We start from the raw sequence: 8,067 nt of genomic DNA on the forward strand, positions 1-8,067 counted from the left end.
CTTATTATCTTCAATTGGGTATATTTCACCAGCTCAATATGAAACAGACTACTATGATAATTTAAACGAGTCAGGTAAAGTGGCCTGACTTAAACAAACTGGTCTCCGATGAACTCGGGGCGATTCATTATGCAAAAGTAGCTCAACCTCAGTTGCAGAAATATTTTCCAACAATGAAATTAATGCTTGAGTCTGTGCATTTTTAGCTAAATTAACTCTTAACTTTTTAAGTTCATCATCACTGTCAATTGACTCATGTACAACCCTCATTTTTTCTTGCAGTTCTTCGTAATTAATTGAAGAAGCCTCACCTTGAAGATGAACTTTATGCCCACCGGCAAAGTAACCTTGCTTATTTAAGGTGCTGAAAGATATATCTGCTTTTGTAGGGTTAAAAACCCCTCTACTGTATATTGTTCCTTCTTGATTAAAGAGCTCTTGATAACGCTGATTAAACTCATCGGATTTTGATAGAAACTCAGGACTTTCTAGTATCGAAATGGCTTTGGGGTCGAATATTTCGTTATAGATAAAACTTTTTAAATCATCACCAATAACAATTTCTTTTGCTAATTCTATTGCTCTAACAAAATTATCTGTTTGAAAGTCATTTATCAGCCTATTTTCGACTTCACCTTTTTTTAGTTTGGACTTTTTTTGGAGTGATGTTTCAAGCTTTGATTTCAATTTGTGAATGTTAGAAATTAATGTGTCATATCTAATCTTACTCTCTTGATTAATTAGAATATTTGTTACGGCTTCATTATCAGAGCTTATTTCTATTTCAGATTTAAGAACGTATATTTGTTCCTTTTTAATTTCAACATTATCAACTTCAATAGTACAAGTTGGTAGGCGATTAAAGCGTTCTTCTTTTGGCTGTTCGCCTTTTGATAAGGCATCAAAAGTTCTAGAAAACGATGTTTTCATCAGTCCGTTTGGGGCATAGATTGAGTAAGCTTTAGTTTTTCCTCGGGTGTTAGATAAATCAAAAGTTTCATTTAATGAAGAAATACCGTAACAGTTTTCAAAACGTACTTTAAGGTTATCCATAACTCATCCTTTTAATTATTAACCGAGGGTAGATTAATCATCTAGCCCTGTAACGCCGCACTAAGCGGACTAAAATGGTGGGTTGAATGTGTGCGAAGCAAAACGTAACCTATTGTTTTACTCTCATTTAAGTGCCTAGTTAGCTGCTATATATTCTGAAGTTCATTTTTCATTTGTTTTATTAAACTAGTTCGAATAATTTCATTTTGTAGACCTAGCTCAGTAAGAATATTTGTTAACTCAGTTTGTTTATCTTTATCATTCATACCATTGGGAGTCGCAAGATACTGCATAAAATCAGTAGATAAATCCTTTGTTTGCTCCAAGTTGATAAGTAAATCATTCAATAAACTTTCAGCTTCATCAGAAGTGCTCAGTCGCAATTTGTTTGTTTGATTTTTTACTTCGACAAAAGCCAAGTTTAAGTCGTTACATAGTAAGAGCATTTCAGAAAAGTAATCTGAAAATGAAACCTCTACACTTTTCGTTGAGCCGTCACTATCCTCAATTGATTCAAGCAACCGAGTCATCATAGGCATCATTCTTTCTTTAAAGATGACTTGCCCTTGGCTCTGGTACTTATCTAAGTCGTTACAAAAGTCAGAGTACACTTTCCTTTTATCTTCATACTGATATTTTCGGTGTTCAATCTCTAAGTTATGCTCTTTTTTTACTTGCTCTACCTCTACAACGAACTTCTTTTCTACAGATCTTTTTTCTTCTTCTAATCGCCTAACATCTTCTAATAATGCGCGGTTCTGTGCTTTCTTTTTAAGGTATGCAGCCACATATCCAGCTATAGCACCAAGAATAATTCCTATTAAAATTTCGATTGGAGACTCCAAAGTATTCCTTAGCAGCTAACAGCTTTATCAGTGGACACTTTCCTATTTTAGCGCGAAAACGTCCTTATTTTATGAATCCCTATTAATAGCAAATAGCGTAAACTATTGCCAGCTACAAATATTATGCTTTCTGTAGCCTATATAAACATGTAAAAAAGAGGAAAGTTTCCTCTTATTCTTACTAAGCTAATAACAACTTACTTAAATGACTGGTTTTCGCTCAAATAAGACCCCGAAAAGTTGCTCATATATCTATCTAGGTTAACGCTATCAAAAAACAAAAGTATATTTCCGGTAATTACCCTTGAAGCCCTATAAACGGAAGTTTTCTTCCGAAATATAGCAATATAGGCTTACAAACCGGAAGCTTACTTCTGCTTTGTATTTTAAGATTATAAGCAGGTGTTTAGTGAAAGCGGGGAAGTCCAGTGAGCCACCTTACTCAGTGTGGAATATGACAATTTATATAAACTTGCTCTAATTACTAAAAGCGCATATTTCTATACATTTATTTTATAGGCCTAGTTTTAGCCTGTAATCTAATGGCATTTTATCTATAGCTAAATCGAGCACTTCTTTAGTTGTTCGTGCTTTAAGTTGATTTAATTCGTTTTCGATATCTTGGTGACTCCTCACAATAGCTTGTTTCTTTCGAGACCGAATCCCCGTATTTTTTTGTCTATTTCTTTGCTTAATTTGTTCTTTTTCATACAACTCTAACAAGGCGATATTTATTTCATCAAAAAACTTAAGAATTGAAGGGCTAAACTTTGAAGTTCTGAAGATACTTTGAGAACTAATCTCCATTTTTTCTGCAACTTCAGACTTTAATATCTTATACAAAGATCTTTGTGTTTTATTATTAGCAACTTTTCCAAACTTTTTGATGTTTTCTTCTTTTTCTTCTTTAATTACCAAAATAATTTGCCAAGACTTATATGTAGTATGATTCTCATCATCAATTACCCACGATGGTCTTTCGGGTGTATGAGACTGAATATATTTATCATCTAGAGTTTCTAGGAATTTTTCTCCAATTAACTCATCCAAGTCAATATGATCATTTGCCATATATTGTATTCTCTTGCTGAAGCTTTAATTCAATTGTCTTGATTGCAGTTTCGATAACCCCTAAAATTTTCGCCACTGCTTCCGAGTTTGATGATTGTAGTTGCTTTATTCGCTTATAGCCTGAGCGTAAAGTAGGTAAATGTGATTCCAGCATGAAACCTAACGTATTTTCGTTAAGAGCTTCTTTCACCATCGGTTGAATTGTTGTCCAAATACCTCTTAAGTTTCCAGATGTAATAACAGCATTAGTGCAATTCAAACAGAACTCTGGTTTGGCATCTTGTGGATTAATACTGCCAAATTTGGCGCATTTAGCCCTTATTTCACCGCTATCTCTAGGAATACATATAGCAAAAATGCTTGGCTGAATACTAATGATACGCTCGTTGATACTCGACCTTAATGTATTAAACTCATCTACACTTACTGGCTTAGTAAGAGCAACAGCTTTTTTGACATAATGAGCAAAACCACCAATATACTCTTGCCCTACTTTATCTGAATCAATGAGCAACGAATCCACAATAGAATTAAGATAACGTTGACTTGCACCTTTCATTAAGCCTCGAACGTCTTTATTTCGAAGATACGCCATAAAGAACGAGCTATCTAAATGACAAAATTGATGCTGAATCACGGCACCTATATCACCATGATATCGAGTTAATACGGCTTCAGCCCAAATATGTCTCAATGCATGTGAAGATGGATAACGAACTCCCACTAGCAATTCATTAACAATATCATTCATAGCTTTGTTGTCTAAAACCACAGTTCCGGAGCGAAGCAATTTTTTTGTTTTTTCAGAAAAGTAAGTTTCTATTAACTTTTGATGTAACTCATTGTGGGTGAAACCAACGGATATAAAAGACTTTAATGAAGCTTTAAACGCTCTTTGGGCTCGAGAGCTAGAAAAAGAAGTACAAGACAATCTTTTCCAATCCCGTTTTACCTCTTTTGCTGTAGATAATAGATGCTTATACCGAGCGCTTTGGGGATCATACATGTGACGTAATCGATCAAAGTCTTTTAACTCATCACTGTTCATAAATTCCACATCTTTAGAATTCAATAGCGCTAATTTAAGAACATCATTAAAAGGCTGATAACTATACACAAAATCTTGCCAGTTTGCCTTCACCCTTCTTTCAATAAACATCTCAGATTGAGTCGTCACTTTCTTCCCTTCACCGCATTCATACAAGCATGGATCATCGAATGAAGCACTGAATAAGTTATTTAGCTGTACTGCGATTTGATAGCACTGCGAAGTAATCTCTCTCTTAATTTTAGTTTTCCCATGAGTTTTTGGAACAAGCCAATTTAACTTAAAACGAAATGGTATATGTGAACTATCAAGAATATCTATGTTTGGTTCTATGTGAATTGCATTTAACGGAAAACCAAACTCACTTTTTCGATAACCTAGCCAAGCAGCAACAAGGGTAGTCATAGCATGAACAATATTATTCAATGTAGCCTTAAAAGATCTATAATCAGGCCTTAAACCTTTTTTTAGAATCTTATCACCGAAACATTCAAGGGTTCGCAAAAACTCCGCTTTTTTCAGTTTTTTTGGTAAAATTATGCCTTGCATTTGTTCATAGACGCATTCAATAGTCACTTCAGCTAATTTATGACTTTCAATAAAAGTCTTATCGAGTGAAGCTAAATAACTATCCCATATCTCTGTTGGTGATTTTTGCACATCCAAATCATAAAACTTTGCGAGCATTAAAATACGAATTATTTCAACGCCATCGAACCGCATACCAAGACCGAGCTTGATTACTAGCTCTTTGATACACTTTTCATTGAGCGACATGGCACTCTCAAACAGCTTTTGATACTCGCTGAATGCAATTTCTTGCACCTCATTAAATAAGTCTTTGTGATTAATACCTTTTGTGTGTTTCTTATGGGGGTCTAATTTGTGATGAGTTAACGAAGCTACCACCACATCGTTTATCCTGACGTGTAACTTTGAATCCAAAACTCTATTGTAGGTCTCAGCTACTTTTTTAATGGTCTTCTTACATATGGCCATATATAAGTAATCTTTTTGGTAAACCAACCTTAAATAATCAATATAGTACTGCCCAAGCTCTAAACCTAAAAAGTTAAAACTCCCCCCTAATCTATATTCACTCAGTGTTATACCTAACTGTGATTGGCATACATTATCTAGTATGATTTCAACCTTTTTTTGCGTAATATTATTATCTATGACACCAATAACACCTAGCGCTTTAAGTTTGTTTCTTGTAATGGCAAGAGGTATAAACTTGATAGCTGCACTAAAGCTCGGAGGAGATAAACGATTATAAAATCCATTTTCGTTAACTGACTCACTTAAATATGAAATCCAAAAATCTTCTAATTTATTTGAACTTAGATATAGAGCTTTATGGAAGTTTAGGAAAGCAAAAATATGTATTACTATTTGTAAAATAGAAGTAATACCGTATACATTATTTTTGGGGATAGTAGCGATAAAAAATAATTTGGCATATTCTTTAGCTGACAGTGGGTATACATCTCCCCCTATTTTTAAAGTTGCAGATCCACTTGAATTAATGTGAGGCATGTCAAACAATGAAAAATTAATTTCTGTAACGTTATTTATATTGTGGTGTTTAAAATAGAATACATCATCGAAAATTATTCCTTTTTCCTTTATAAAACAAGGGTGTGAGAGCAGCTTTTGATTTTGATCTTCCCAAAACATTTCATATGCAGTTGTAGAAAAATTTAATTTCATATTAAACCTCATTAAATAGAATGAAAAACACTAACTACAACGCGGTTTTTAATTGCATTCTCGAATATGGCCTGTCCAGCCTCTTGACTTTCTTTACTCAACTGACTCAGAGTATGTTCTGCCCACTCTACAGTAGGCAAAACTGTCTTATAAAGGTATTCAGAGTTTCGGGATAATAACTTTTTATAATGCTTCTTAAATTCGTGTAAATAATTGAACATTTTCCATGCAACAACAGCACTATCCATGACATACAAAAAGGATAATTTTGGTGTATCCTCAACACTATCGAGAGCTGATACTCCCACTTCATTAATTTCACCTTTATTTTGTCCGGTTATAATTCTAAGTCTAGATAACATCTCACCCGCTTTATAAGACACACTTTGTGTTACTGACATGAATTCACTATTAAACCGCTCAACAGCTTCTTTCTTACCCTTGGTATTTAAATCTTCAAAATCTAGATCATACACATTATTAATTAAGTCCAACATGACTTCTCTAGTTATACGTCCTGCTGAATTAATCCAGTTTTCATTCTCACTATTCAAATAATGCCGCTTTTCAGTTTGATTAGAGTGTGAGTTTTTATTAATGAGGTAATTAAGCGTGTAAGGGTCACTAAAAGCATGTACAGCGCTATTTTTTATAGCCTGAAAACCAAAGAGTGTAACTGGGCAAGTTAAATTTGTTGTTGCCACAGGTTTTGATGCATCTTCAACTAAAAGACCATTATATGGGCCCCCCTCAATACCAGCGTAACCACCAGTATTTTTAATCAATGAAATTAATGCTCTAGGCATAGACAATGGTATATTATCTAGCTTACGATGGTGTTCAATCAAATAGTTTGACAATACTCTTGTCGTTAATAGGCAATAAAGAGTACCAACTAGTGAGTTAACCCCATTACTAATTACAAGGGCCCTTTTTTCAACAAGATACTCACTTTCTTTTCTTAAAGACAAATATGATACTAGTGCTTCACCTTCAAGAGTACTAACAGAAAGAGAGCGGGTTGTATGAAATACCTTTGCCCGGCCTTTAAAGTATTCACATTCAATATTTCTAACTTTGCCTCCAACCTTCAACAGGCGAAATGATCCTACCGTAAGCTTTGGTATGTCAAAAGGTTGAACACATTGAGATGCCATCAACCATGAAAACATTAATTCTTCTATTACGGTTGCAGGGGGGGAGAATTTATCAAGAGTAATTTGTTGCAACACTTCAAAGCTAAATAAGTTACCTGGCATAACCTGAGAACAAGTACCTGCGCAAAATACAGAACTGACCTCTCCCTTAAATTGCGATTGACTAGTAAAGAGGTCATCACATTGCGTTTTAGAAGCTAAAGCTGATAGTAAAAATTGGAAAGATTTGAAGTTATTCGAATTTGATAATAATACTACTTCTAAAGCCCCTTTTAGCACGCAGCTAGGGGTTTTCATTCTATGGTAAGCAGAAAGCAGTCGATATATTGTACTCCCAACAAACTTTCTTTTTTTTGTATGAGAGAGGTTTTTAGGAATTAAAAATAAAGAAAAATCAACTCCCTCTGACTTGAAAAAGCTATGTAACTCCTGCTTATATTTGGCCAGTACATTAATAACCGTAGATGCAGTTAAGCTTAATGATTTAACAGTTAGGTTCGGTGAAGCTAATACATTATACAACTCATGTCCTATTCCCACATCATCACGTCTTAACCAACTGATTGAACCAAAGTAACTTGCTAAAGATATTTGTGTTTTATTCAAGTTAGGACTAGCTTTTGTTTTCCTAAGCTCGTATAAGTAGCTGAGCTCTGATGAAGTTAGCGCTTCATGTAGCTCAATTGATTTATCTAATGCATGACAAAATAATGTCTTCAGTGAGGTAAGCCGACTTACCCCACCATGATTACTCATTTTATCAAATTGATATTCTTCATACTCTTTCAGGATCTCAAAACGGTTTGTTACCACTGCGATGTTTAACCATTCCACAAAACGAGGAGCAATACTTAAAAAGAATTGCTTGGCTGAAAGTGCCGCTGATTTATCAAAATAAGCGTAGTTATATGCTGCAACAATAAATTTATATAAAACCTCTTTATCTGGGTTGTTGGTGTCGGTCATTCTAATTTTTAGTTTGATCAATTTTGAGGTTTTACGGACTATAATTTCTCGTGCCTCAAGTGGGTATTTAAATTCACCTACAAACTCTGTTCTGCACAACTAAATCAGGACACTTTTCTTAAGGAACTTTGCTCATACTCTACTGGCGATAGATCACCATTAGCAGTATGAAGTCGCTCTAAGTTGTAATAGCGCATATACGCTGCCACATCAT

At 34.4% G+C, this 8,067-nt stretch carries 6 protein-coding genes; all 6 read right to left on the bottom strand.

What is annotated here, in order from left to right; genetic code table 11:
- Positions 1–51 precede the first annotated feature (51 nt).
- Positions 52–1,053: a hypothetical protein gene (locus tag QL986_RS18670; RefSeq protein ID WP_290191821.1), complete on the bottom strand. Its 1,002-nt coding sequence runs from the start codon at positions 1,051–1,053 to the stop codon at positions 52–54.
- 146 nt (positions 1,054–1,199) lie between these two features.
- On the bottom strand, positions 1,200–1,898 hold the full coding sequence (locus QL986_RS18675; protein WP_028834333.1) for a hypothetical protein: 699 nt from the start codon (positions 1,896–1,898) through the stop codon (positions 1,200–1,202).
- A gap of 513 nt (positions 1,899–2,411) precedes the next feature.
- Positions 2,412–2,969 (bottom strand): hypothetical protein, encoded by a 558-nt coding sequence (locus QL986_RS18680; RefSeq protein ID WP_028834334.1) that lies wholly within the window; start codon positions 2,967–2,969, stop codon positions 2,412–2,414.
- The gene (locus QL986_RS18685; RefSeq protein ID WP_249365142.1) at positions 2,959–5,730 is read right to left on the bottom strand and encodes a hypothetical protein; all 2,772 of its coding nucleotides are present in this window, start codon (positions 5,728–5,730) and stop codon (positions 2,959–2,961) included. Before QL986_RS18685 ends, QL986_RS18680 begins: the two co-directional genes overlap by 11 nt.
- A gap of 11 nt (positions 5,731–5,741) precedes the next feature.
- Positions 5,742–7,853, bottom strand: coding sequence for a hypothetical protein (locus QL986_RS18690; protein WP_290191822.1), 2,112 nt, complete (start codon positions 7,851–7,853; stop codon positions 5,742–5,744).
- Between the two features lie 104 nt (positions 7,854–7,957).
- Positions 7,958–8,067 (bottom strand): IS3 family transposase (locus QL986_RS18695; protein WP_290191823.1); only part of this gene is annotated, 110 nt, incomplete at its 5' end.

It is taken from the genome of Pseudoalteromonas sp. APC 3250, assembly GCF_030407915.1.
GTDB classification, from domain to species: Bacteria; Pseudomonadota; Gammaproteobacteria; order Enterobacterales; family Alteromonadaceae; genus Pseudoalteromonas; species Pseudoalteromonas tetraodonis.

What these genes read in the sequence shown, in the direction of transcription:
- QL986_RS18670 (WP_290191821.1), bottom strand. Translation starts at nt 1,053, where the DNA reads ATGGATAACCTTAAAGTACGTTTTGAAAACTGTTACGGTATTTCTTCA.
- QL986_RS18680 (WP_028834334.1), bottom strand. Translation starts at nt 2,969, where the DNA reads ATGGCAAATGATCATATTGACTTGGATGAGTTAATTGGAGAAAAATTC.
- QL986_RS18685 (WP_249365142.1), bottom strand. Translation starts at nt 5,730, where the DNA reads ATGAAATTAAATTTTTCTACAACTGCATATGAAATGTTTTGGGAAGAT.
- QL986_RS18690 (WP_290191822.1), bottom strand. Translation starts at nt 7,853, where the DNA reads ATGACCGACACCAACAACCCAGATAAAGAGGTTTTATATAAATTTATT.